This is a genomic window from Clostridium sardiniense, assembly GCF_016907995.1.
GTDB classification, from domain to species: Bacteria; Bacillota; Clostridia; order Clostridiales; family Clostridiaceae; genus Clostridium; species Clostridium sardiniense.
Genome location: NZ_JAFBDA010000001.1, coordinates 19,887 through 46,095 on the forward strand (window position 1 = coordinate 19,887; position 26,209 = coordinate 46,095).

The window sequence follows — 26,209 nt, forward strand, 5'->3', positions numbered from 1 at the left end:
AAGATGAGAGAAGAATTAAAAAAGAGCATGGAAAGAGAATTAAAAATTAGATATGGAGTAGGATTAGAGGAAGCAGATGCAGGTCAAATATTTAGTAGTCTTTCATCAGCTTTAATGGAAACTATAGTAGATGATTGGAATAATACAAAAGAAGTTTATGAAGAAGGTAAACAAGCTTATTATTTCTCAGCAGAATATTTAATGGGAAGAGCACTTGGTAATAACTTAATAAGCTTAGGGTTATATGAAGAAGTAGAAGCGTTACTTAAAGAATTAAATATAGATATAAATGTAATTGAAGAAGCAGAAGATGATGCAGCACTTGGTAATGGAGGTCTTGGAAGACTTGCTGCATGTTTTATGGATTCAGCAGCATCAATGGAAGTACCTTTAAGAGGTTATGGAATTAGATATTCAAATGGATTATTTAAGCAATACTTTGAAGATGGATTCCAATATGAATGTGCAGATAACTGGTTGACTCATGGTGATCCTTGGAGCATAAGAAAAGATAAAGATGAAGTAATAGTTAAGTTTAAGGGAATGGATGTTAAAGCAATTCCTTATGATACACCAATAATAGGATATAAGAGTAAAAATATAAATACTTTAAGACTATGGAAATGTGAGCCAATAGAAGAGTTTGATTTTAATGCATTTAATGAAGGTAAATATGCTAAAGCAGTAGAGCTTAAAAACAAGGCAGATGATATATCAAGAGTATTATATCCAAATGATGATATGAAAGCTGGAAAGTTATTAAGACTTAAGCAACAATACTTCTTAGTAAGTGCATCACTTCAAGATATAATTAGAAATCATATAAAACTTCATGGAGAAAATTTTGATGAGCTTCATAAATATCATGCAGTTCAATTAAATGATACTCACCCAGTCCTTGCAATTCCAGAGCTTATAAGAATATTAGTAGATGATTATGGATTATCTTTTGATAAGGCACTTAATATAACAAAGGGTATATTTGCATATACTAATCACACAATATTAGCAGAAGCACTTGAGAAGTGGGATAATAAATTAATGGTAGCTTTATTCCCAAGAATAGTGCAAATAATCAAGATGATTGATACAAGATTTATAAATGAATTAAAGAAAAAAGGCTATTCAAAAGAAGAAATAGAAGAATTTAGAATAGTTAAAGATGGAGTGACTAGAATGGCAAACCTTGCAATCCACATAGGATTTGCAGTTAATGGTGTTGCAGAGTTACACACTGATATATTAAAGGATATCGAACTTAATAATTGGTACAAGCTATATCCAGAGAAGTTCCAAAATAAGACTAACGGAATAACTCCAAGAAGATGGCTTAGATTATGTAATAGACAATTATCTTCATTTATAACAGAGCTTTTAGGAGATGAATCTTGGGTTAAAGATTTAGGAAAACTTAAAGAACTTGAAAAGTTTAAAGATGACGAAGAAGTTCTAAATAGATTCATGGAAATAAAGCATGAAAAGAAAGAAGAGCTTGCTAAATATATTAAAGAAACAGAAGGAATAGAAATTGATCCAGATTCAATATTTGATATTCAAATAAAGAGATTACATGAGTACAAAAGACAATTATTAAATACATTATATGTATTGGACCTTTACTATAGATTAAAGAAAAATCCAAAGCTTGATATTCCAAAGACAACATTTATATACGGGGCTAAAGCATTCCCGGGATATAGAAGAGCTAAAGCTATTGTTAAATTTACTAACGAAGTTGCAAAGCTTATAAACAATGATAAGGACATAGATGGAAAGATAAAGGTTGTATTCGTAGAGAATTACAGAGTTTCTTATGCTGAAAAATTATTCCCAGCAGCAGATCTTTCAAAGCAAATTTCAACAGCTGGTAAGGAAGCATCAGGAACAGGTAACATGAAGTTTATGTTAAATGGAACTCCTACATTTGGTACTTATGATGGTGCAAATGTTGAAATAGTAAGAGAAAGTGGAGAAGAAAATAACTTTATCTTTGGACTAAGAGTTGAAGATATAGAAGCTTTAAAAGGAAAGTATGATTGCAAGAAGTTCTACAAAAAAGATCCTTCACTTAAGAAAGTAATAGATTCACTAATAGATGGAACATTTAGTGATGGAGGAACTGGATTATTTAAGGATTTATACAATTCATTAATTGAAGAAGGTGATGGTTACTTCTTATTAGCAGACTTTGAAGCATTTAAAAAGGCTGAAGATGAAGTGTTTAAGGCTTATAAAGATAAGAAGAGATGGGCTAAGATGTGCTTTGAAAATACTTGCAATGCAGGTACATTCTCTTCAGATAGAACTATATTAGAGTACAGCAAAGATATTTGGGGAATTAATCAGACTGAAAATACAAAGTAGTATTTAGGAGAAGTTTTTATGAGATTTGGTAAAAATAGCTGTAAAAGTTATGAAAGAGGAATTGAAAAGGAATGGATGCTTTCAAATGGAAGAAGTGCTTTCTCAGGAAGTACTATTATAGGTGCTAATAGTAGAAAGTATCATGCTATATTAATAGCAGCACTTAAATCTCCAGATGAAAGATATATGATATTACCTAAAGTTTGTGAGAAATTTATTTCAAAAGGAATAGAATATCCATTAACAACAACTAAGTATAAGGATGAAGTTATTGAAGGTTATAAAAACCTTCAAAGCTTCTCATATAATGGGATACCAGAGTATACTTATTTTGTAAATGGGACTCTAATAAAGAAGAGGGTATTCTTAGAGCGAAGAAGAAACACAGCTGTAATAGAGTATTCAATAAAAGGGAATAAAGATGGGGGAGATCTTATACTTACTCCATGGTTTTCTTTCAGAGATCCAGGAGAACCAAGCAAAGATGAAAATCTTGAATTTACTAAAAGTGATTTAAATAATGGTTTTAATCTTATCCCAGATCTTAAAAAGGATTTAAATATAAGATTATTTGTATCTGAGGGTAAAGTATCATCTAAAGAATCTAGTATAACTTCAGAGGTTTATTATGATGTAGATAAATCAACAGGTGATAAATACTTAGATAGATATTATGTTCCAGGAGAATTAACTGTTAGCATTAAAGAGTATGAAGAAAAGAAGGTTTATTTAGTATGTACTATTGAAGAATATACAGAAATTAATGCTAAGGATATAATTAAGAAAGAAGAAGAGAGAATTGAAGCTCTAAGAAATACTTTTGAGGATGATAGAGTAATAGCTAAGTATCTTCCAATATCAGCAGATCATTTCATAGTTGATAGGGATTCAATAGATAGCAAAACTGTTCTTGCTGGATACCCATGGTTTTTAGATTGGGGAAGAGATACTATGATTGCATTAACTGGTGTAGGAATGTGTACAGGAAGACTTGATGATACTAGAGATATTTTAAGAAGCTTTAGTATATATGAGAAGAATGGGTTAATTCCAAATATGTTCCCTGATTTTGGGCAAGAACCTTTATATAATACAGTAGATGCTTCACTTTGGTATATTCATGCTATATACATGTACTTATTATATAAGAATGATCCAAAGGAATTAGAATTCGTAAAAGAAGAATTATATGGAACTATAAAAAATATTATTAAAGCATATAAAGAAGGAACAGATTTTTCAATAAAGATGGATGAAGATTCATTAATTATGGCAGGGGATGGGCTAGATCAAGTTACATGGATGGATGTAAGAGTTAATGGAATAGTTGTTACTCCAAGACATGGTAAGCCTGTTGAAATAAATGCTCTTTGGTATAATGCATTAAAGATAGTATCACTACTTGGTGAAAAGTTTAATGATAAAGAATATAAAGAGTATGAAAGTCTTGCAGCAAAAGTTAAGAATTCATTTAATGAAAAGTTCTGGAATGAAGATGAAAAGTGCCTTTATGATGTAGTTAATAATATAGAGAGTGATCCGTCTATAAGACCAAATCAAGCATGGGCAATATCTCTTCCATTTACTATGATTCCTAAAGATAAGGAGATTAAAGTAATAGAAAAGATATATGATTATCTATATACTCCTTTTGGACTTAGAAGTTTAAGTAAGGATCATGAGGACTATAAGCCTTTTTATGAAGGTAAACTTATAGATAGAGATATGGCATATCACCAAGGAACAGTTTGGTCATTTCCAATAGGAGCATTTTTAAGTGGTTATTGTAGAGTACATGAGTACTCAGAGGAAGCTATAAAGTTTGTAGATGAAGCACTTAAAGAAATGGAGATTCATATAGAAGATCAATGTCTTGGTGGAATAGCTGAAATATTTGATGGAGATTCTCCACATAATCCTAGAGGTTGCTATAATCAAGCTTGGGGAGTTGGAGAAGTTTTAAGAGTATACTATGAGTGCATAAGAGGCAATAATAAAAGACTAGAAGAAGCAAAGAAGAATATATTCAATAAATAAAATAAAGTCCTATAATCATAAAGAGTAAAAAAGTTTATCTAATATGATTATAGGACTTTTAAGAATAAAGAGTTTGTTTAAGGATGTGAGGTTATATGAATATAAAAGAAATATATAATATGTATAATGGAGATAAAAAAGCTAAGCTAAGAGATATATTTAACTCAAAAGAATTTGAAGAAAAGTATGGCTATGATTTAGAGCTAGGAGCAATATATTCAAAGGATAAGACTATATTTAGATTATGGTCACCAGTAGCTTCAAAGGTAACATTACAATTATTTTATAAAGATGATCAATTAAATAAGTTATGTAAACTTAAATCTATTGAGATGGAAGAAATAGATAATGTATGGGTTTTAGAGAAAAATGGAGATTTAAATAAAGTTTATTATAGATACGAAATAGAAATAGGAGATAAGGTAAACATAGTTACTGATCCTTACTCAAAAGCTGTATCTGCTAATGGTGAATATTCAATGGTAGTAGATTTGGAAGAAACCAATCCAGTAGGTTGGAATAATGATAGAAAGCCAGAATTTAAAGATCCAACTGATGCAATTATATATGAAATGCATATAAGGGATTTTACAATAGACTATAATTCAGGATCAAATTTTAAAGGGAAATATAAAGGTGTATGGGAATCAAATACTAAAACAGATGGTGGAGTTGCTACAGGAATAGATCACTTAAAAGAGCTTGGAATAACTCATGTACATCTACTGCCAACATTTGATTATAAATCAGTAGATGAAAAGAAGTTAGATGAGCCGCAGTATAACTGGGGATATGATCCAGAACATTATAATTGTCCAGAGGGATCATATTCAACTAATCCTTTTGATGGAGATGTAAGAATAAAAGAATTTAAAGATATGATTTTAAATCTTCACAAAGAAGGATTAAGAGTAGTTATGGATGTGGTTTATAATCACACATATGAATCAGAGAATTCATTATTTAATAAAGTAGTGCCATACTATTACTATAGAGAAGATGAAAATGGAAATCTTTCAGATGGTTCAGCCTGTGGAAATGAAACTGCATCAGATAGAAAAATGTTTAGAAAATTTATGATAGATTCAGTAGTATATTGGGCTAAAGAATATCATATTGATGGATTTAGATTTGATTTAATGGGATTACATGATATTGAAACTATGAAGCTTATAAGAGAAGAACTTGATAAAATAGATAAATCTATAATTATTTATGGTGAAGGTTGGACTGGAGGAGAAACTCCACTAAAAGAAAACGATAGAGCTTTAAAGAAGAATACAACTCAATACGAAAAGCTTCAAATAGCGGCATTTAGTGATGATATAAGAGATGGTGTTAAGGGTGATGTATTTATTGAAGAAAAGCCAGGCTTTGTAAATGGTGGAGAAGGCTTTGAAGAAACAATAAAATGTGGGATAGTAGCTTCAACAAACCATGATCAAATAGAGTACTCAAAGGTTATATACTCAGATGAATTTTGGGCAAACGAGCCATATCAAACAGTTACTTATGCATCAGCACATGATAACTATACACTATGGGATAAGCTTTATATAACAGCTAGTGAAGAGTCTGAAGAAGACCGTATAAAAATGAACAAATTAATAGCTTCAATAATTCTGACTTCACAAGGTATATCATTCATACATGCAGGTGAAGAATTCTTAAGAACTAAGGTTGATGAAAATGGAACTCTAATTGAAAATAGTTTTAAATCAAGTGATTTAGTTAATAGGTTAGATTGGAGCAGAAAAGAAAAATATAAGGATGTCTTCGAATATTATAAAGAACTTATAAATCTAAGAAAAAATCATAAAGCTTTTAGAATGAACTCATCTGAAGAGATAAGAGAAAACTTAAGATTTTTAGATAGTAACGAAGATAATGTTGTTTCATATATAATAAATGGAGAAGCATTAAATGATAGATTCAAAAAGATAATGATTATATTAAATGGTAATAAAGATGAAGCTAAAGTAAATCTTTTAGAAGGCATATGGAAACTAATTGCTAATGGAGAAAGAGTCGATGAAGATGGAATTAGTGAGGATATTTGTAATGAGATAATAGTAGATGGAAGAAGTGCAAATATATTAGTTATAGAATAAATAATATAAGAAATAGGAAGTGATACAAAATGACTATAAATAAATAGTTATAATCAGTTTTTATTTCTATATTTTAGTCAAAAGAAGGGATGTTACAAACCCAACTTTAATTAGTTTTGCAACATCCCTTTAAAATTAAACTCCAAAGAAAAATGCTCCTATTAATGATATAAAGAATAGGCCAGTTAATATTACTATGAATGCAGTTACTCCAAATAAAGCTAAAGGTGCAACAAGATTAGTACCACCATTAGAGTTTAAACGTAAATAAAGTGCATCAGTACTTAAATTTTTAGAGTACCTTTTAATGTTTTTTATCTTAGTTAATGAATCCTTTATATATATTTTATTTGCATATACTCCAACACCTATTCTTATAATTAAGAATGTTATTGGTGCAAAAGAACCTAAGAAAAATGACACCCCTAGATTAATTGCAAATAATATAGCAGCAATCTTGTACATTTTTCTATATAAAAGCCAATAAACCATTAAAAAGAATGCAGCCCAGTTCCAAGAAGAAAACTTTTCATTATCTCTGTACATCTCTAATTTTTCTAAATAATACTCGGTATTTTTCACTCCTATAAATGAAACAAATTCATCAGAAGTTATATCATCGTCGTTTATCCTATTATTATAACAATTTTGATAATAGGAATTATTACCGTGATCTTTATTAAAATCATTATAGGAAGAGTCAAATACATTTGAAGATTTTGATTCTCTAGCTTTAGATTCATCTAAATGAATATATTCTTTATTGGACTCACATGAAGGATTATTACATTTTCCATCAGTTCCCAGTTCACTCCCACATTTTTCACAAAACATTGAATATCCCCCTTATTCAAATGATAACAAAGTTAGTATAACACACAGAAAACTTTAAAACAATTACAAATATTACTTTATATGTAATTTAAACTGATCAAAAAATACCTCATTAAGTAGAGGATAAATAATAATTTAACCAATTCTGCTTAACAAGGTATATTTAACTTAATTAAAAGGAATTTAACTAATCATTACTATAATCATGATCCACTGTTATTACACAATTATAATTAGGATGAATCTCTTTTATTGACTTAATGATATCCTTTTTTAGATCTTCTTCATCCATAACTTTACATAAAGCTTTTGAATTTACTACTATATCAAATATAAGGTTTTTTTCATTTCCTTCCCCAACTATCCTAAAGTCATGCATTGATTTTATTAAGGGATTATACTTAATAATTTTATTTACTTCTTTATAAGCTGCATTAACTTCATCATCTGATAAACATATAGGATCCATATGAATAACTAAGTAAATATTTAATTTTTTAGATATATCTCTTTCAGCTTTATCTATAATATTATGTATTTCCATAATATCAACATCTGATGGTATTTCAGCATGAGCTGAGGCCATACATCTACCTGGGCCATAGTTATGAACTATAAGGTCATGTACACCAGTTATATTATCATAAGATAACATCATAGTTTCTATATCTTTTACAAGTTCAGGATCTGGTGCTTCTCCAAGAAGTGGATTTATAGTTTCACGAACCAAAGAGAATCCAGAATAAACTATAAATAAAGCTACAACAATACCTATATACCCATCTATAGGGAATGTTGTAAATTTAGCTGCAAGTAAAGATATAGCAACGCATGTTGATGTAAATACATCTCCTAGAGCATCAACAGATGCTGCTTTTAGTGCGGATGAATCTATTCTATTTCCAATAAATTTATTAAATCTTGAAAGCCAAAACTTAAGAAAAATTGAAATAATAAGTAATATAAATGGAATCCATTCAAACTTTATTAATTCAGGATTTAATATCCTATCAAAGGATGACTTTACAAATTGAAGTCCAACTAGCATAACCATAAATGCTACTATAAGAGCTGATAAATACTCCATTCTTCCATGTCCAAATGGATGTTTTTCATCTGCTGGCATATTAGCCATTTTAAAACCAGCTATAGTTATTACGGAAGATCCTGCATCAGATAGGTTATTAAATGCATCTGCCGTTACTGCAATACTAGATACTAACATACCAACAGTAAATTTAATCATAAACAAGATAAGATTAACTATTATCCCGATTATTCCGCCTAAGAAACCATAATTGTTACGTACATCTTTATCCTTTGTATTTTCATTATTTTTAATGAAGGTTTTTACTAAAAAATTTGAAAGCATTGAAATTTTCCCTCCAGTTTAAATTATATAATTTATTCTAACTTACTAATAAATATTAATCAAATCTATTTGGGTAAAATTACTATTTTACATAATGAGAAATATGATGTGATATAATTATTTTATGTAGAATGTAATAGTTTTATATAGTTATTGATAACATAAATTGCATTAAAATATTCATGTAGAAATTTGCAAATAATAGAATTACAAAAGCAGATCTTTATTGTAAATTAATAGAGTTTGAATAAAGTATTAAATGAACTATCAGTACATCATATATACAATTAAATATGATAAAATGTATTTAATATAGATAGTGGAAAGTGTTAGGAGGAATTAACATGGAAAAGAAATTAGCACAAGAATTAATAGATTTTTTATATGAAAGTCCAACAGCTTATCATGCTGCATATTCAGTAAAGTATATATTAGATAAAGAAGGATTTGAAGAAATATTTGAAAAAGATTCATGGAGTCTTAAAAAGGGTGGAAAATATTATTTAGTAAAAAATAATTCTGCTGTAGTGGCATTTAAAGTTGGTAATGGAGAAATTGAAAAAGATGGATTTAGACTTATAGGAGCCCATACAGATGCACCAGGATTTAAGATAAAACCAAATGCTGAAATGAAGACAGAAGATCATTATGTAAGATTAAACACAGAAGTATATGGTGGACCAATACTTTATACTTGGTTTGATAGACCACTTGGAGTAGCTGGAAGAGTGATATTAAAAGGAAAATCACCTTTAAAGCCAGAAGTTAAGCTAGTAAATATAAATAAACCAGTACTAATAATACCAAGTATAGCTATTCATATGAATAGAACAGTTAATGAAGGATACAACTTCAATAGACAAAAGGATACTTTACCATTAGTAGGCTTTGTAAATGAAGAATTAGAAAAGAAAGGTTACTTAATGAGCCTTTTAACTAATGAACTTGGAGTTTCAGAAGATGAGATATTAGATTTTGATTTATTCTTATATGAATATGAAAAAGGATGCATAATGGGAATAAATGAAGAATTCATATCTGCTGGAAAGTTAGATGACCAATGGATGGTATTTGCAGGAATAAAAGGATTAATAAATAGTACAGATATAGATTCAACAAAAGTTATGATTTGCATTGATAATGAAGAAATAGGAAGCTTAACAGCTCAAGGTGCTCAATCTAACTTTATAAGAAGAACACTTGAAAGAATTGCAATTGCTTTAGGAAAGAGTACTGAAGAATTCTTTAGAGCAGTTTCAAATTCATTAATGATATCAGCTGATTTAGCTCATGCTGTACATCCAAATTTACCAGATAAGCATGATCCAACTAATAGACCATTATTAGGTGAAGGACCAGTTCTTAAGATAGCAGCTTCAGGAAGTTACTCAACAGAAGGTGTTGCAGCTGGAATATTTGAATCAGTATGCGAAGAAGCAAAAGTACCAGTACAAAAATTTGTTAATAGATCAGATGTAAAGGGTGGAACAACAATAGGACCAATGTCAGCAGCTGACCTTTCTATACCAGTTGTAGATATGGGAGCACCACTTATAGGAATGCACTCAGTTAGAGAGCTTGCATCTGTTAAAGATAATTTCTATACAATAGAAGCATTTACAAAGTTCTTTAGCTTAAATTAGAAAGTTCTAATTTAATGTAAAGAGTATTTTAAATTCTCCTTGATATTATTAAGACATAAACTTAATGATTTCAAGGAGGATTTTTTTTGTAAAGACCAAAAGAAAAGTGACGCTTAATATATATAGTAAGTAATTTATTACTCCCTAAATAAAAAATATAATAAAAGTTTAAATAAGTAATTGACAATGAAAATATAGATAATTAGAATGAATACTTGAGTGAGAAACTTAGGATAAAATTTAAATGATTAACAATATTATTAGGGGGTAAATTTATGAAAAATTACAAAGGAATATTATTTGCAATTTTAGCATCAGTAGCATTTGGATTAATGCCTATATTTGCTAAGTTTGCTTATATAAATGGATCAAATCCAAATACAGTACTATTTTTTAGATTTGCAATAGCATCATTAGTATTATTAGTATATTTATTATGTAAAAATGTATCTATTAAAGTGACTAAAAATCAATTTTTATTACTTTTTATTACTGGGCTTATAGGATATACAATAACAACTCAAACATTATTTATGTCATATAATTATTTAGGAGTAGGACTAGCCACTACATTACATTTTATTTATCCAGCATTTGTATGTATATTAGAATATATTTTCTTTAAAAAGAAGATGAGTAGAAACAAATTACTTTCATTAATATTTGCAGGAATAGGAGTTTATGCATTAATAGCATTTGAAAATAACACATTAAGTGCATTAGGATTATTCTTAGCACTATTCTCAGGGATAGCTTATGGAATTAATATAATAATGTTAGCTATGAAGCAAATCAAAGATATTGATAATAGAGTAATAACAATGTATATAACATTTGGTGCAGCTGTTGGAATGTTTATATATAGTCTTATAGATGGTTCATTAATTACAAAGGTTACAATGAATCTAGGAGTAGCATATATTTTAATAGCTGTTGTATCTACAATCCTATCAATGATATTACTATTAAAAGGAATAGAGATGATTGGGGCTTCATCAACATCGATTCTTGGGACTTTTGAGCCAATTGTTAGTATAATAATGGGAATCCTACTATTTAGAGAAGAGCTTACATTTGCCCTTATTATAGGAACAATATTAATACTTATATCAACAATTATTTTAGCTAGAGATAAATCTGGTGATGAAACTATTGAAGAAATAATAGAAGAAAAGAATCATAATATAGGTCTTGAAATATAAAAGTGATATAATTATGGTAAAAACACAGGGGAAGAAGGGAACATATTATGAGAAGAGAATTTTTAGATATATTAAGTAAAGAAATAGTTCCAGCAGAAGGGTGCACTGAGCCTATAGCAGTAGCATATGCAGCTTCAATTGCTGTAGAAAATTTAAGCGAAGAATTAATTAATATGGAATTATTACTTAGTGCTAACATTATAAAAAATGCTTTAGGTGTTGGGATTCCTGGAACTGGGAAAATAGGTATAGAGATAGCAGCAGCATTAGGTGCTGTTATAAAAAAATCAGATAAGAAACTTGAAATATTATCAGATTTCTCTAAAGAACAATTAGAAAAAGCAAATAAGATTGTGGAAGATAAAATAATTAAGATATTTCAAAAAGATACTTCCGAGAAACTTTATATAGAAGTAATTGCAAAAGGAGAACATGATATTTGTAAAGTTGTAATTGCAAAAGATCATACTAATGTTGTATTGATACAAAAAAATAAAGAGGTTATCTTGAATAATCAAGAAGATTCATTAGAAAAAGGAAGTAAAGATTCAAGTTGTGCAAGTGGCCTATCAATTGAAGAGATATATGATTTTGCAACTAAAATTCCGTTTGAAGATATAAAATTTATATTAGATGGTGCTAATATGAATAGAAGAGTATCAGATGAAGGATTAAAAGGTGGATATGGTTTAGAAGTTGGAAGTAAAATAATAGAAGACAAAGGTTTTAATTTATTTACAAATAATTTAGCAAATAGAGTAATTGCAGCAACAGCAGCAGCTTCAGATGCTAGAATGGATGGGTGCTCAATGCCTATAATGACAACTGCTGGATCAGGAAATCAAGGAATTGCTTGTTCAATGCCAGTAGCTGAAACTGGGAAGGTATTAGAAAAGTCAGATGAAGATATTGCAAGGGCACTAATTATAAGTAACTTAATGACTATCCATATAAAAGAGTATATAGGAAGACTTTCACCTCTTTGTGGTGCAGGTATTGCAGGGGCAACAGGTGCTTGTTGTGGTATAACATATCTTTTAGGTGGAAATCTTACTAATCTAAAACATGCAGTAAACAATATGATATCAGATGTTATAGGCATGATATGTGATGGTGCTAAAAGTACATGTGCTTTAAAGATTGCAACAGCAACAAATGCAGCAATTCAATGTGCAACTCTTGCAATGAACAATATATCTCCATCATCAAAGGATGGAATAATTTTTGAAGATGCAGAAGATACAATAAAAAATATTGAAGTATTAGTTAAAGACGGATTAAACAATGCAGATAACACAATACTAAATATAATGCTTAGAAAATAATATGATTTAAAAGGTATTTATTATATAAAGACTTAGTGCGTAAAACAATTTTATGTTTTATGCACTGAGTCTTATTTTTTATCCACAGATATATTAATTTCTATTCCTTTAAATGTTAATTTAAGTAGATAAATAATAGCGTATATCAATGATTTATAATGCAATTTTATATTTTCAATATTAATTTATGAAAATAAATAAGTTAAGTATAGAGAGATTAATTATAAATGAGAATAAAACTATTTTCATAATTAAATATTTATAGGTAATTATTTTTTAGTTTTTGGTAAAAACTATTGCTACAAGTAAAACTTTGCAAAGGAGAAGATTATAGTGGATAAAAACAATTCATTAAATTGCAGAAAGAACGTCATTAATGAGCTAAAGCTTAGTTTTATGAAAATAAAAGATACTTATAAGTATATTAAAGTTTTATCAAATGAGGGTGAAGAAATAATTGGTTCTGGAGAATGGCTTTTAGATAATATCTATCTTATTGAAAAGGAATATAAGGCTATAAGGACTAATATGCCAAGGGCGTATTTTGAAAATCTTGTTATAGAAGAAGAATCAAGTGGAAGGGTTCCTAGAATATTTATATTAGCTAGAGAAATGATAAGAGAAAATAAAGGAAGGGTTACAGAGGAAGAAGCAATATCTTTTATTCTAGAAAAAAATAAAAGACTTAATATGGGAGAATTATGGGCGTTCCCATTAATGCTTAGGGCAAGTCTTATAATAAATATTTCAAAGGTTACAGATGAATTAAAGAGTATATATAAGGATAGAAAAGAGGGAAGGGAACTCGCTTATAAAGTAATTTCAGTAAAGAATAATGAAAATAGATTGAATATCTTAGAAAAAATTAATTACAGCTCAAAAGTATTTACTGAAGAATTTTATAAAGTTTTAAAAGATAACTCTATTGAAGATGAGGAAGTATATAATATTGCCATTTCTAAATTGGATAAAAATAAGCAAGATAAAAACTTAATAAGAAGTTCTTTTATAGAAGGTTCATTAGAGGATACTATAGGGTCATCTATAACATCTCTTAGAGAAGTAGATGGGATAAATTGGAGAAGATTTTTTAGTGAAACATCAATAGTAGAAAAAACACTTATGAAGGATCCAGATAGAACTTATGGCAAAATGGATTTTAAGTCTAAGGATTATTATCGTCATAAAATAGAAAAGATATCTAGAAAATATAAAATCGAAGAAGAGCTGGTTGCAGAAAAATTAGTATTTCTTGCAGAAAGAGCAAGGGAATCAGGAAAGATTGGATGTAAAAGTCATATTGGGTATTATCTAATTGATGACGGTATAAGACAATTAAATAAAGAATTAGGCTCAAGGGTAAACCTAAAGAACAAGTTTAGTCAAAATATGTTCTGGTTTATAAATGTGTTTGGAACATTATTTATAATTTTTGTTGTCTTATCTCTAGGATATTTATCAGGTGTTGAATATGAAAGATATCAGTATATTTTAGCTGGAATAATATTAATTATTCCGGCAAGTGAAATAGTTGTTAATATAATAAATTGGATTACATGTAGGATGGTAACTATGAGGCATGTTCCCAAAATAGATTTGAGAAATGGAATAGAAGAGCCTCAAAAGAGTGTAGTTATAATTCCAACAATTATAAACTCTATAAATAGTGCAAAAGAAATGGTAAAAAAGTTAGAGGTAATATATCTTGCAAATAAAGAAGAAAATTTATATTTTGCAATTCTCGCAGATTTTCCAGATAGTGATGAAGAAATTAAAGAGAATGATAAGATAATTAACGAAATTACAATAAAAGAAATTAATAGATTAAACAGAAAGTATTGCATAGATACAGGGGATAAGTTTTTCTTCCTTAATAGACAAAGAATATATAATTCTCATGAGGGAGTATTTATGGGCCGGGAGAGGAAAAGGGGAAAGATAATGGAATTTATTGCACTATTAAAGGGAGAAGAAAATGAGCATACCTTTAATATTATTAGTAGTTCTATAGAAGAACTTAGAAGTGCAAAATACATAATAACACTAGATTCTGATACTTTTATGCCAAGAGGAGTTGTTAAAAAGCTTATAAGCGCCATGATGCATCCTCTAAATAGAGCAGTATATAAAGATAATGTTGTAAAAAGAGGATATACAATAATGCAGCCTAAAGTTTCTATATCTTTAGAGAGTAAAAATAAAAGTGAATTTTCAAAGATTTTTGGTGGAGAAGGTGGTGTTGATGGATATTCAACAGCTTATTCAGATACATATCAAGACTTATTTGGTGAAGGATCATTTACAGGTAAGGGAATAATTGATATAGATGTATTCTATAGAGTATTAAAGGATGAAATTCATGAAAATAAAGTATTAAGTCATGATTTGTTAGAGGGATGTTATACAAGGAGTGCTTTAGTCACAGATTGTGAGTTAATTGATAACTATCCATCATCATATCTTGCAAGTGCAAAGAGGTTACATAGGTGGGTTAGAGGTGACTGGCAACTATTACCATGGCTATTTTCATCTAAATTATCTATGCTGTCAAAATGGAAAATATTCGATAACTTAAGGAGAAGTTTACTGGCACCATCACTTATGATAGGAGCTGGAACTGCGCTCCTTTTATTAAATAGAGGAATAGAAGTAACGATTCTTTTATTCTTAGCTTTAATAATGCCATTATTATTTACTATTACAGACTTTGTAGTTACGCCTAAAAATAAATTAATTGGAACTATAAAAACATTGAGGCAAATAGTATTCATTATAAGCTTTATACCTTATCAGACTTATATTATGATAGGAGCTATTTTAAAAGCATTATTTAGACTATTTATTTCTAAAAATCATTTATTAGAGTGGCAAACGGCTGAAGAGGCCGAAAGAACAGTTAAAAGCACAATTGGATATCACTATGAAAAAATGTGGTTTTCAGTAATAGCTGGAGCATTGTTTATAGTTATTAGTTTTAGGTCATCATTAATCCTTGGAGTAATTATAAGCATATTATCTATTGTATGGATTTTATCACCTTTATTGGCGTATAAGATTAGTAAAATTTATAAAGAGGAAAAAGTTAATCTAAGTGATAATGAAAGAGAATACTTAAGATGTATAAGTAGAAGAACATGGGCATATTATGAGGATTTTGTAAATAGTGAAAATAATTATTTAGCACCAGATAATTATCAGGAGAAACCTTATAAGGGAGTTGCAAATAGAACATCACCAACTAACATGGGGATGGGACTTATATCCAATATAGTTGCATATGACTTAGGCTATATACCTTTTGGAGAAGTTGTAAACAGAATAGAAAATATATTAAATGGAATGAATAAGCTTGAAAAATATGAAGGCCATTATTTAAATTGGTATGATACAAAAACAGCACTACCTTTGTGGCCTAGATATGTTTCAACAGTAGATAGTGGTAATTTGTTAGGTTATTTATGGGTTTTAAAAGAAACTCTGAAAGAATATAAGAAAAAACCATTAATAAGAAAAGAAGAACTTACTGGGCTAAAAGATATTTATAGAATTTTAAATATAGATAGTAATGCTACACTAGAGAGGCTAGATAGAGAAGACGGAAAAGAATATATTCTAGTACTTAAAGATGAACTTGAAAGAGTTAAAAAAATAAAAGAAGAAAATAAAGATAGAGATGAAGAGTTTAAGTATTGGATAGATAAATTAGAAAATGAAATTAAAACAAAAATAGACTATGCAGATTATTTTTTTGATGGAGTAAACAAAATTCTATCAGAATACTTTAAGAAAAAAAGTCCATCTCTATTAGAACTTAAAGAAGAGATAAAAGGAATTATAGGCTACTCAGGAGAAGACTTTAAAAATATACTAAATGAAAAGATAATACAAATAGAAAGTTTTGAAGATAGAGTAGATAATTTAATTTTAAATATAGAAAGTATAATGGATGAAATGAATTTTTCTATATTATATCAAAAGGATAGAGAACTATTCTCTATAGGTTATAACTTAGAAGAAGATTCTTTAGGCAATTCTTATTATGATTTATTAGCATCAGAAGCAAGAATTACATCATTCTTAGCAATAGCTAGAAATGAAGTTGACACTAGTCATTGGTTTAAGCTAGGTAGAGCAATGACTAATGCATTTAGAGGAAAAAGTTTAGTTTCGTGGAGTGGAACTATGTTTGAATACTTTATGCCAAATCTTTTAATGAAAAGTTATAAGGGAACACTTTTAGACCTAACTTATAGATCAGTTCTAAAAGCTCAGATTGCATTTGCTAGGAAGAAAAAAGTACCTTGGGGAATATCTGAATCAGCATATTATCAATTTGATATAGGAGAAAATTATCAATATAAAGCTTTTGGAGTGCCGGGAATAGGTTTAAAGAGAGGTCTTGAGGATGAGGTAGTAGTATCACCATATTCAACTTTAATGGTATTACCTTGGGTGAAAGATAAATGTATAGAAAATTTAAAGTTACTAGAGAGTCAAGGGGCATTAGGAAGATATGGCTTTATAGAAGCTATTGATTTTACTCCAAACAGAATAAATAAAATATTAAGTGAAGAAGTAGTATTAGATGATCAAACTGATGAAGCAATAGATGAATTAGAAGATGAGAAAATAAATAAGCAAGTAAAAGTAGTAGATGATTATGAAGAGAATGATATAGAAGGAAAGAGTTGTAGGATAAGATCAGGTGGTAAAAAGGTTAAATGCTATATGGTTCATCATTTAGGTATGTCATTCTTAAGCCTAGATAATATATTAAATGATAATATACTTCAAAAGAGATTTCATGATATACCAGAAATAAAGGCAACGGAGATATTACTCAAGGAAAAAGTTCCAGAATATATAACTTTTGAAAGAGATATAGAAGTTCAGTATGAAAGAAAAAGACTTGAAACAGAAGACTTTGTAAAAAGAGTATATAAAGGGGCATTAAGAGATAATCCAGAAGTTTTATTATTATCAAATGGAACATTTTCAAGTATGATCACTTTAACAGGAAGTGGTTATTCTAAAAGAGGGGAAGAGCTTCTTTATAGATGGAAAGGAGACACTACGTCAGATAGTAGCGGATTATTTTTCTATATAAAGAATCTAAACTCTAATGATTATTGGAGTGCCACTTATGAGCCTTGTAAAAGTGAAGGAGAGGATTACACTGTAAAATTCTCTATAGACAAAGGCGAATTTAGTAAAAAGGAAGGTTCTATAGAAAGCAAAATGGAGATAGTTGTATCACCAGAAGATAATTTAGATATTAGAAAGATAACATTAAGAAATTCTGGTGATAAAGGAAGAAGTATAGAAATAACAAGTTATATGGAGATAACATTAGCTAGCTTTGAAGGAGATTCTGCTCATCCAAGTTTTTCAAACCTTTTTATAGAAACTGAATATGATAATGAAAGCTCTACATTACTCGGAAAGAGAAGAGCTAGAGTGCCAAGTGGAAAAGTACCATACATATTCCATAAAGCAATAACATTAAGTGATTTAGAAGGTTCAGCAAGCTATGAAACATCAAGAATTAATTTTATAGGCAGAAATAGAACTTTGAAGTCTCCGGTAGCACTAGATAATGATAATTCATTAAAAAATACTGTAGGAATAGTTTTAGATCCTATCATGAGTATAAGAAATGGAATAAGATTAGATGCAAATGAAGTAAAAGTAATATATTTTATAACGGGTGTAGCTGATGATAGGGAAGAAGCTATAAGAATAGCTAATGATTACAGTAGTATCAATAGATTAGATTCAGCATTTAGAATGTATAATAAATCAATGCAAGTACAACTTAGAAATCTTGGTATTAAGTCATCACAGGCCAATATATATCAAAGCTTATCATCATATATACTTTTCTTAAATGATGGAAGAGCAGATAGAGAAGAGTATATAAGAAATATAAATAAGCACCAAAAGGATTTATGGGCTTATGGAATTTCAGGAGATATAAAAATTGCTATGCTTGTTGTCAAAGATGATGATGATATAGATATTATTAGATCTATGATAAAAATGCATAATTACTTTATAAGCAAGGGTCTTAAAGTGGATTTAATAATATATAACCAAGAAGAATTAAGTTATGAGCAGCCACTTCAAAAGAGTATATTGCAATTAATAAATACTTTAAGTGATGGTGAAGTTTTAAATAAACCAGGTGGAATCTTTATTCATAATAAAGCAAGTATGAGCGAAGAGATAAGAGATTTTATAATTGGAATTTCATCTATATATATAAATAGTGAAAAAGGAACAATATTAACTCAAATGAAAGGGTTAGAAGAAAAGCGAGAGACTACAAGAAGACATAAGGAATTATCAGAAAACAATGTAACAAAGGTAAATATACATGATAATCCTATAGGAGGTAATGGTGATTATAATTATGATTTTGATAATAAAATATCTGATGATGATTATGAAGTAAATAATCATCATGAAGAAAATGATGAAATAGAAGAGATAAAGAAAAGTTTAGATTTCTTTAATGGATATGGTGGATTTGATAAAAAGGATGGAAGTTATGTAATAATACTTGAAGATTATAATAATACACCAGCTCCATGGATAAATGTAATTTCTAATGAAAATTTTGGGTTCCATATATCAGAGATAGGTTCATCACATACTTGGTGCGGAAATAGTAGAGAGAATAAGATAACACCTTGGAATAATGATTGGGTTCAAGACACTTTAGGTGAAGCTATATATGTTAGAGATAATAATGATGGCAGATATTTCTCAATAACTCCCAAACCAGTTAGGGATGAAGGCGCATATATAATTCGTCATAGCTTTGGATATTCAAGTTTTAAGCATACTTCATGTGGGATTAAAAGTACAATGACAACATTCTGTCCAAAGGAAGAAAAGGTCAAAATCCAAAAGGTTATATTAGAGAATATATCAGAAGAAGAAAGAGATATATCAGTATTTTACTATGCTCAGCTTGTTCTAGGAGTTTTAAACTACCAAACAGCTAGATATATAAGTACATATAAGAACGGAAATTACATATATGGTAAAAATCCTTACTCTGAATATTTTGGAAGATTAAAAGCTTATTCAACTATATTAGGAGGGGAAAATCTAAGATTCACTTGTGATAGAAGAGAATTTATTGGAATTTCTGGAAGTTTAGAAGATCCGCTAGGATTAAAATATGAAAACTTACAGGAGAGTTTTGGAAGTGTTCTAGATCCATGTTTAGTTACACAATGTAATATAAAGTTAAAGCCAGGAGAAAGTAAAGAATTAATTATACTTTTAGGTGAAGAGGAAGATGAGAAAGATATAGAAAAAATAATAGAAAAGTATAATGATATATCAAATGCTGATGAAGAGTTAGATAGGGTGAAGAAATATTGGAGTGATTTCCTAGGAAATATAAGGGTAAAAACTCAAGATAAGTCGATGGATTACTTGTTAAATGGTTGGCTACTTTATCAAAATTATAGTTGTAGATATTTAGCTAGGACTGCATTTTATCAATCAGGTGGAGCATATGGATTTAGAGATCAACTTCAAGATTCAATGTCTATAGGATTAATAAATCCTAATATAACTAAAGATCAAATTATAAGAAGTGCATCAAGACAATATCTTGAGGGTGATGTACAACACTGGTGGCATCCAATAATAAATAGTGGAATAAGAACAAGATTCTCAGATGATTTATTATGGTTACCTTTTGTTACAGCTGAATATATAGACTTTACTGGAGACTACAGTATATTAAATGAGAAAGCACCTTATCTAGAGGATGAACCTTTAAGAGAAGGTGAAGATGAAAGATATACTATAGTAAATCAATCAAGTGCGGAAGGAACTATATATGAGCATTGTATAAAAGCTATTGAAAGAGGATTAAGATTTGGTGATCATGGAATTCCATTAATGGGTAGTGGAGACTGGAATGATGGTATGAGTACAGTTGGAAATGAAGGAAAAGGAGAGAGCGTATGGCTTGGGTGGTTCCTTTATAAGATACTAACAAGTTTTGAAGATATATGTACTCATATGAAAGATAATGAAAAGAAAGATAGATATATAAAAATGAAAGAATATATTAGAGAAAATATTGAGAAGAATGCTTGGGATGGTGGCTGGTATAGAAGAGCATACTTTGATAATGGAATGCCACTCGGATCAAGAGAAAATGGAGAGTGTAAAATAGATTCATTAGCTCAAAGTTGGTCAATAATATCAGAAGGTGGTAATTTAGATAGAGCAAAGGAAGCCATGGAGGCTGTAGATAGAAATTTGGTTGATGAAAATCTAGCATTAATAAAACTTTTGGCACCACCTTTTGCAAACTCAAAAGAAGAGCCAGGATATATAAAGGGATATGTTGCAGGTGTCAGAGAAAATGGTGGTCAATATACTCATGCAGCAACTTGGGTTATATTAGCACTTACAAAACTTGGTATGGGAGATAAAGCTCTTAGATACTTTGATATGATAAATCCAATAAATCATACAAATACAGAATTAGAATGTAGAAGATATAAGTTAGAGCCGTATGTTATGGCAGCGGATGTCTACATAAGAGAGCCTCATGGTGGTAGAGGCGGTTGGAGCTGGTATACTGGAACAGCTGGTTGGATGTATAAAGTTGGTCTTGAGAATATACTTGGATTTAAAGTTTATAAAGGGGAAGGCTATAAAATAACTCCTTGCATTCCTAAGTCATGGAAGGAATTTGAGATAAATATAAATAGAGAAAATGAAGAATATAATATAAGAGTTATAAAATCAGATAAAGATAAAATTATTATAAATGGAGAAGAGATAGATGGAAATATAATACCAAAGAATTTAGGGAAAGTGAATATAGAGTTATATTATAAAGAAAAATAAAGTTTAGCAGCCTCTTTATTTAAAATAGAGGCTGCTTTTTGTAGTTCAAAAGTTAAAATTTTATAAACAAATAAGACAGTATTAAATAAATATAAAAAATGAACAAAAATATAACATTAAAATAATGGTATAAAAGTAAAAATTGTTAAATAAATATCAATACTTATGTAAAGCGATAATGGACTAAAAAGATAAAAGGCATAAATTATATTAAAGTATAAGGTTTCAATTATATACATAAAATCAACTTAGTATGGACTTATAAAGAATATAATTTTTTAATTATTTTATTAATTACTAAAAAGTATGAAAATAAATATAATTATAAATATTTAATAAAATAATATAAAATAAAGGAAAACGTTAAAAAATTATCTAAATTGACAGGTAATTTTTAAAGTGCAATAATAAAAATAAATAAATAGTAAACATTTACAACAAAATATATTACATAGGGGACGTATTTATGAATTTTAGTGAAGTATTATCAGATAATCCAATTATAGCAGCAGTAAAAAATTTCGAAGAACTAAATATAGCAATAAACTCAAATATTGAGGTTATATTTGTTCTTTTTGGGGATATTTTAAATGTTAAGGAAATTAGTGAAATAATAGATGATAAAAATAAGATTGGAATTGTACATGTTGATTTAATTGATGGATTAAATCAGAAAGAAGCAGCAATTAAGTATTTAAGAAAAGAAACAAAGTTTAAAGGGATAATTAGTACAAAATCTCAAGCAATAAAACTAGCAAAAGAAAATGGATTTATTGCGATACAAAGAAGTTTTGTATTTGATACTATTTCACTTAAAAATGTAAAGAATCATGTAATATCAGATATAGATGCAATTGAAATTTTACCAGGATTAATTCCTAAAGTAATTGATAAAGTATCAAAAAGTACAAATAAGCCTATTATATGTGGAGGCCTTATAGAAACAAAGGACGAAGTAATGATGGCTTTAAGTTCAGGTGCCACATCCGTTTCTACAACAAAAAGAGAAATTTGGGATATGTAGTTTAATGCATTAATTAATCGATAGCGACTTCAGTATAATTAATAGCAAGTAATAACTAAATAAACTAATAAGAAACAAAGATATTAATTTTAATAAGGGAAAATTAATAGGAGATTGTTAAGATAAGTATTAAGTAGAGGTGTGTGTAGAATGGAAAAGTATATTATAGCCTTAGATCAAGGAACAACAAGTTCAAGAGCTATTATTTTTGATAATGAACAAAATATATTAGGAGTTAGCCAAAAAGAAATAACACAAATTTATCCTAAAGAAGGATGGGTTGAACATAATCCAATGGAAATATGGGCAACTCAATATGGGGTTCTTCAAGAAGTTATGGCCAAAACAAATATAACTCAAGAAGAAATAGCTGCAATAGGGATTACAAATCAAAGAGAGACTACAATTGTATGGGATAAGAAAACAGGGGAACCTGTATACAATGCAATTGTTTGGCAATGTAGAAGAACAGCTTCAATCTGTGATAAGCTTGAAAAGGATGGATTGAAAGATTATATAAAAGAGTCGACAGGGCTTGTTTTAGATGCATATTTTTCAGGAACTAAAATAAAATGGATTTTAGATAACGTAGAAGGTGCGAGAGAAAAAGCTGAAAAAGGAGAACTTTTATTTGGAACTGTTGATACATGGCTTGTTTGGAAGCTTACTGGTGGTAAAGTTCATATAACAGATTATACTAATGCTTCAAGAACAATGCTTTATAATATAAATACATTAGAGTGGGATGATAAGATGTTACAAGTCTTAGATATACCTAAATCAATGTTACCAGAAGTAAAAAATTCTTCAGAGATTTATGGATATACAAATCTTGGAGGAAAAGGTGGCTTTAGAGTGCCAATAGCTGGTATTGCTGGAGACCAACAAGCAGCTTTATTTGGACAGGCTTGTTTTACTAAGGGATCAGCTAAAAATACTTATGGTACAGGATGCTTCTTACTTATGAATACTGGCGAAGAAAAGGTTGAAAGTAAAAACGGACTTTTAACTACAATAGCAATTGGTATTGATGGTAAGGTGCAATATGCATTAGAAGGTTCTGTTTTCGTAGGTGGTGCTGTTATTCAATGGATTAGAGATGAGCTTATGCTTGTAAATGATGCACAAGATACTGAATATTTTGCAAAGAAGGTTAAAGACAATGGAGGAGTTTATGTAGTTCCTGCATTTGTTGGACTTGGTGCACCTCATTGGGATATGTATGCTAGAGGAGCTATATTTGGATTAACTAGAGGATCAAATAGAAATCATATAATTAGAGCAGCCCTTGAATCTATAGCATATCAATCAAAAGATGTTTTATATGCTATGGAAGAAGATGCAGGATATAAGATAGAAAGTATAAAGGTTGATGGAGGAGCAAGTAAGAATGAATTCTTAATGCAATTCCAATCAGATATAACAGATAAAGAAGTTACAAGACCAATAATAACAGAAACAACTGCTCTTGGAGCAGCTTACTTAGCGGGACTTGCAGTTGGATACTGGAAAAGTAAAGATGAGATTGCTAAGTCATGGTATGTAAGTGAGACATACAAGCCAAATTTCTGTGATGAAGAAAGAAGTAAACTATATTCAGGATGGAAAAAGGCAATTGAAAGAGTTAAAGGTTGGGAAGATCAATAAAATAGATGCAAATTTGTGAAAACGATTGACAAGCCTTAAAAAATGTGATAGCATATAAATATAATCAAATACAAGTGTTGAGAGAGATAGAGTCAAGCACATAAATTAAGGATGAATAGTCCTTAGTTTCTGCTTGGCTTTTTTTGTTCTGTATACTTAAAGATTCAAGTTATCTTATAGCCCTTTAAAATTTTAGGGATAAAGAAATGAAAAAGAGAGAGCTACAAGATAATTACTTAGAGAAGTCGCTATCGCTAAGTTAATGAATGAAATATAAAATAACTTAATTATAAGAATTTAAATAATTCTAGGAGGTTTTAGTATGTATGATGTTGCAATTATAGGAGCAGGTGTTATAGGAGCTTCAATTTGTAGAGAACTTACAAAATATGATTTGAAGGTAGTAGTATTAGAAAAAGAAAATGATGTATCAATGGGAACATCAAAAGCAAACTCAGCTATTGTCCATGCAGGATATGATCCAAAGATTGGAACTTTAATGGCAAAGTACAATGTAAAAGGAAATGAAATGTTTGAGGAACTTTGTAAAGAATTAAGTGTACCATTTAAGAGAAATGGATCACTAGTATTAGCTTTCTCAGAAGAAGAAATGGATCATATAAAAGAATTATATGAAAATGGAACTAAAATTGGAGTTAAGGGATTAGAAATTCTAAATAAAGAACAAATATTAGAAATGGAGCCAAACATAAATGACGATGTAGTTGGAGCATTACATGCACCAACAGGAGGAATCGTTGGACCATATGAATATACAATAGCATTAATGGAAAACGCTGTAGCAAACGGTGGTAAGCTTGAATTAAAAACTGAAGTTGAAAAGATAGAAAAAGTAAATGATATTTTCAAGATAACTTCTAAAGATGGAAAAGTAATTGAAGCAAAGTATGTAATTAATGCAGCTGGTGTTCATGCGGATGAAATACATAATTTAATAGCTAAAGAAAGCTTCAAGATTATCCCAAGAAAAGGTGAATACTTTGTAATGGATAAAACTCAAGGAGAACTAGTAAATCATACACTATTCCAAGCTCCAACAAAACTTGGTAAAGGTATATTAGTAACTCCAACAGTTCATGGGAATCTATTAGTTGGACCAGATGCAGAAGACATAGAAGATAAAGATGATACTAAAACTAAAGGTGATAGATTAGACTATATTAGAAATACATCAACTAAAACAACTAATAAAGTTAACTTTAGAGAATCAATCAGAAACTTTGCAGGCCTTAGAGCTACTCCAGATAGAGGGGACTTTATAGTTGAAGAAGCTGCAGATGTTAAAAACTTTATAGATGTAGCTGGAATTAAGTCACCAGGACTTTCATCAGCACCAGCAATTGCAGAGGGTGTAATTGAAATATTAGAAAGCTGTGGTTTAGATCTAAAAGAAAATAAAGATTTCAATGGTAAAAGAGAAGAAATAATATTTATGGAACTTTCACCAGAAGAAAAGGCTGAAATTATTAAAAAGGATCCAAGATACGGAAAAATAATCTGTAGATGTGAAAGCATAACAGAAGGAGAAATAGTTGCAGCTATAGAAAGATGTTTTGGAAATATAACATTAGATGGTGTTAAGAGAAGATGTAGACCAGGAATGGGAAGATGCCAAGGTGGATTCTGTGGACCAAAAGTACAAGAAATAATAGCAAGAGAATTAGGAATAAAGATGGAAGATATTCATCAAGATAAAGACGGTTCATATATATTAGTAGGAAAAACAAAGTAGGAGGGATAGCT

Annotated in this window: 12 protein-coding genes; 10 read left to right on the top strand and 2 right to left on the bottom strand. The window is 29.2% G+C overall.

Annotation, left to right across the window (positions count from 1 at the left end):
• Positions 1–3: 3 nt before the first annotated feature.
• The 3 genes from JOC62_RS00085 to pulA all read left to right on the top strand — a co-directional run bounded on the left by JOC62_RS00085 (position 4) and on the right by pulA (position 6,512).
• A complete protein-coding gene (locus JOC62_RS00085; RefSeq protein WP_204593119.1) occupies positions 4–2,364 on the top strand; it encodes a glycogen/starch/alpha-glucan phosphorylase in 2,361 nt (786 codons plus the stop codon).
• Between the two features lie 18 nt (positions 2,365–2,382).
• Entirely contained in the window at positions 2,383–4,401 is a 2,019-nt protein-coding gene (locus JOC62_RS00090) for an amylo-alpha-1,6-glucosidase (protein WP_204593120.1), read from the top strand.
• Positions 4,402–4,496: 95 nt separating this feature from the next.
• On the top strand, positions 4,497–6,512 hold the full coding sequence (gene pulA / locus JOC62_RS00095) for a type I pullulanase (protein ID WP_204593121.1): 2,016 nt from the start codon (positions 4,497–4,499) through the stop codon (positions 6,510–6,512).
• A gap of 135 nt (positions 6,513–6,647) precedes the next feature.
• Here pulA and JOC62_RS00100 read toward each other — a convergent pair whose 3' ends face one another.
• Positions 6,648–7,346, bottom strand: a complete 699-nt coding sequence (locus JOC62_RS00100; protein WP_204593122.1) for a DUF2628 domain-containing protein — start codon at positions 7,344–7,346, stop codon at positions 6,648–6,650.
• A 187-nt stretch (positions 7,347–7,533) separates the two neighbouring features.
• Entirely contained in the window at positions 7,534–8,718 is a 1,185-nt protein-coding gene (locus tag JOC62_RS00105; RefSeq protein WP_204593123.1) for a cation diffusion facilitator family transporter, read from the bottom strand.
• Between the two features lie 344 nt (positions 8,719–9,062).
• Here JOC62_RS00105 and JOC62_RS00110 point away from each other — a divergent pair, with 344 nt between their 5' ends.
• From JOC62_RS00110 to JOC62_RS00140, 7 genes are all read left to right on the top strand, one after another.
• A complete protein-coding gene (locus JOC62_RS00110; RefSeq protein WP_204593124.1) occupies positions 9,063–10,361 on the top strand; it encodes a M18 family aminopeptidase in 1,299 nt (432 codons plus the stop codon).
• Positions 10,362–10,636: 275 nt separating this feature from the next.
• Positions 10,637–11,563, top strand: a complete 927-nt coding sequence (locus JOC62_RS00115; RefSeq protein ID WP_204593125.1) for a DMT family transporter — start codon at positions 10,637–10,639, stop codon at positions 11,561–11,563.
• 47 nt (positions 11,564–11,610) lie between these two features.
• Positions 11,611–12,888 carry an L-cysteine desulfidase family protein gene (locus JOC62_RS00120; RefSeq protein ID WP_204593126.1) on the top strand — a complete coding sequence of 426 codons (1,278 nt, stop codon included), beginning with the start codon at positions 11,611–11,613 and terminating at the stop codon, positions 12,886–12,888.
• Between the two features lie 333 nt (positions 12,889–13,221).
• Positions 13,222–21,774, top strand: a complete 8,553-nt coding sequence (locus JOC62_RS00125; protein ID WP_204593127.1) for a GH36-type glycosyl hydrolase domain-containing protein — start codon at positions 13,222–13,224, stop codon at positions 21,772–21,774.
• Between the two features lie 466 nt (positions 21,775–22,240).
• Positions 22,241–22,798: a glycerol-3-phosphate responsive antiterminator gene (locus JOC62_RS00130; RefSeq protein ID WP_204593128.1), complete on the top strand. Its 558-nt coding sequence runs from the start codon at positions 22,241–22,243 to the stop codon at positions 22,796–22,798.
• 150 nt (positions 22,799–22,948) lie between these two features.
• Positions 22,949–24,445 (top strand): glycerol kinase GlpK, encoded by a 1,497-nt coding sequence (gene glpK, locus JOC62_RS00135; protein ID WP_204593129.1) that lies wholly within the window; start codon positions 22,949–22,951, stop codon positions 24,443–24,445.
• A 322-nt stretch (positions 24,446–24,767) separates the two neighbouring features.
• Positions 24,768–26,198, top strand: a complete 1,431-nt coding sequence (locus tag JOC62_RS00140) for an NAD(P)/FAD-dependent oxidoreductase (RefSeq protein ID WP_204593130.1) — start codon at positions 24,768–24,770, stop codon at positions 26,196–26,198.
• Positions 26,199–26,209: the final 11 nt, after the last annotated feature.